The organism is Clostridium tarantellae, assembly GCF_009295725.1.
Classification (GTDB): domain Bacteria; phylum Bacillota; class Clostridia; order Clostridiales; family Clostridiaceae; genus Sarcina; species Sarcina tarantellae.
In genome coordinates this window covers 1-2,405 of the sequence record NZ_WHJC01000406.1, presented here as the reverse complement: position 1 = coordinate 2,405, position 2,405 = coordinate 1, and the positions used below count along the sequence as shown (strand labels likewise).

Sequence of the window (2,405 nt, the reverse complement as noted above, 5' to 3'; positions counted from 1 at the left end):
GGTAATAAAAATATAAATAGATAAAATAAATTTTTTTATAACAATCAAAATAAAAACTCTCTTTTTTGTCAAATATTTATATATATAATTATTACCAAAGTTACAAAAAAATAAATTAAACCTATTAATATTATTTTAAATTATAAAAATTAAATTGATATTAAAAAAGTAGTAAATTAGAGGATTTTAAAGATAATAGCGTTTAATTTCAAAAAAACAACAAAAATTAAAAGGAAATTGCTAGAATTATTCTTGAATTTAATTTTAATATTTACTATTATAAATATAGTAGTTAGCACTCATTAAACAAGAGTGCTAAAAAGGAAAAAAATCATTTGAATTTTTTAAAAAATAAATAATTTTTTAGGAGGGGTTTTGATGAATATTAAACCATTAGGAGATAGAATAGTAATTAAAAGATTAGAAGCTGAAGAAACTACTAAAAGTGGTATTGTTTTAGCTGGAACAGCAAAAGAAAGACCTCAAGAGGCCGAAGTAGTAGCTGTTGGTCCAGGAGCAATGGTTGATGGAAAAAGAGTAGAAATGGAAGTGAAAGTAGGAGATAAAGTTCTATTTTCAAAATATATTGGAACAGAAGTAAAAGTAGATGGAGAAGAGTATATAATTATAAAACAAGAAGATGTATTAGCAGTAGTTGAATAATTTTATTAAAAAAGATAATGTAAAGTTTTTTTAAAAAAATAGGAGGGTATAAAAATGGCTAAAAGTTTATTATTTGGAGAAGAAGCTAGAAGAGCAATGCAAGTAGGTGTTGATAAACTTGCTAATACTGTGAAAGTTACATTAGGACCTAAAGGAAGAAATGTTGTATTAGATAAAAAATTTGGATCACCACTTATAACTAATGATGGAGTTTCAATTGCAAGAGAAATAGATTTAGAAGATCCATATGAAAATATGGGAGCTCAATTAGTTAAAGAGGTTGCAACTAAAACAAATGATGTTGCAGGAGATGGAACTACAACTGCTACATTATTAGCACAAGCAATAATAAGAGAAGGCTTAAAAAATGTTACAGCAGGAGCTAATCCTATATTAGTAAGACATGGTATAAGAACAGCAGTAGAAAAAGCTGTAGAAGAAATAAAAAAAATATCTCAACCTGTTAATGGTAAAGAGGATATTGCTAGAGTTGCATCAATTTCAGCAGCAGATCCAGCTATAGGAAAATTAATAGCTGATGCTATGGAGAAGGTTGGAACTGAAGGGGTTATAACTGTAGAAGAATCTAAATCTATGGGAACAGAATTAGATGTTGTTGAGGGAATGCAATTTGATAGAGGATATGTATCACCTTATATGGTAACTGATACTGAAAAAATGGAAGCTTCATTAGATAGTCCATATATCTTAATAACTGACAAAAAAATTAGTAATATACAAGATATATTACCAGTATTAGAGCAAATAGTTCAAGCTGGAAGAAAATTATTAATCATTGCTGAAGATATAGAAGGTGAAGCAATGGCAACTTTAGTAGTTAATAAGTTAAGAGGAACTTTTACATGTGTAGCTGTTAAAGCTCCAGGATTTGGAGATAGAAGAAAAGAAATGTTACAAGATATTGCTATACTAACAGGGGGAACAGTAATTTCAGAAGAATTAGGTGGAGACTTAAAAGAAGTTACATTAGAAATGTTAGGTCAAGCAGAAAGTCTTAAAGTAACAAAAGACAATACTACTATAGTAAATGGAAAAGGAGATAAAGAAGAAATTAAAAATAGAATTTCTCAAATAAAATCTCAGTTAGAAGAAAGTACTTCAGAGTTTGATAAAGAAAAATTACAAGAAAGATTAGCTAAATTAGCTGGTGGAGTTGCTGTAATAAAAGTTGGTGCAGCTACAGAAACAGAATTAAAAGAAAGAAAATTAAGAATAGAAGATGCTTTAGCAGCAACAAAAGCAGCTGTTGAAGAAGGAATTGTACCAGGTGGTGGAGTAGCATATATTAATGCTATTGCTGAAGTAGAAAAATTAACTTCAGATGTTTCAGATACTCAAGTTGGTATTAATATAATAGTTAGAGCTTTAGAAGAGCCTATGAGACAAATTGTATACAATGCAGGAGAAGAGGGTTCTGTTATAATATATAAAGTTAAAAATAGTGAAGTAGGAATTGGATATGATGCTTTACATGGTAAATATATAAATATGATTAAAGCAGGTATAGTAGATCCAACTAAGGTTACAAGATCTGCACTTCAAAATGCTGCATCAGTAGCATCTTCATTCTTGACAACAGAGGCAGCAGTAGTAGATATTCCAGATAAGAATGATCAAGCACAAGCTAATCCACAAATGGGAATGGATGGAATGTATTAAAAAATTAGTAAATATTAATAAAATATGGATTGTAGTATTTTAAATGCTATGATCCTTATTTT

General features: G+C 28.6%; 2 protein-coding genes. Both read left to right on the top strand.

Annotated elements, in window-relative coordinates; genetic code table 11:
• The first annotated feature begins 378 nt into the window (after positions 1-378).
• The gene (groES, locus tag GBZ86_RS15040) at positions 379-663 is read left to right on the top strand and encodes a co-chaperone GroES (RefSeq protein ID WP_152892003.1); all 285 of its coding nucleotides are present in this window, start codon (positions 379-381) and stop codon (positions 661-663) included.
• A 54-nt stretch (positions 664-717) separates the two neighbouring features.
• A complete protein-coding gene (gene groL / locus GBZ86_RS15035) occupies positions 718-2,343 on the top strand; it encodes a chaperonin GroEL (RefSeq protein ID WP_152892002.1) in 1,626 nt (541 codons plus the stop codon).
• Positions 2,344-2,405 lie beyond the last annotated feature (62 nt).

Excerpts from the sequence above, each read along its gene's own strand:
- groES (WP_152892003.1), top strand. The coding sequence starts at position 379 with ATGAATATTAAACCATTAGGAGATAGAATAGTAATTAAAAGATTAGAA.
- groL (WP_152892002.1), top strand. The coding sequence starts at position 718 with ATGGCTAAAAGTTTATTATTTGGAGAAGAAGCTAGAAGAGCAATGCAA.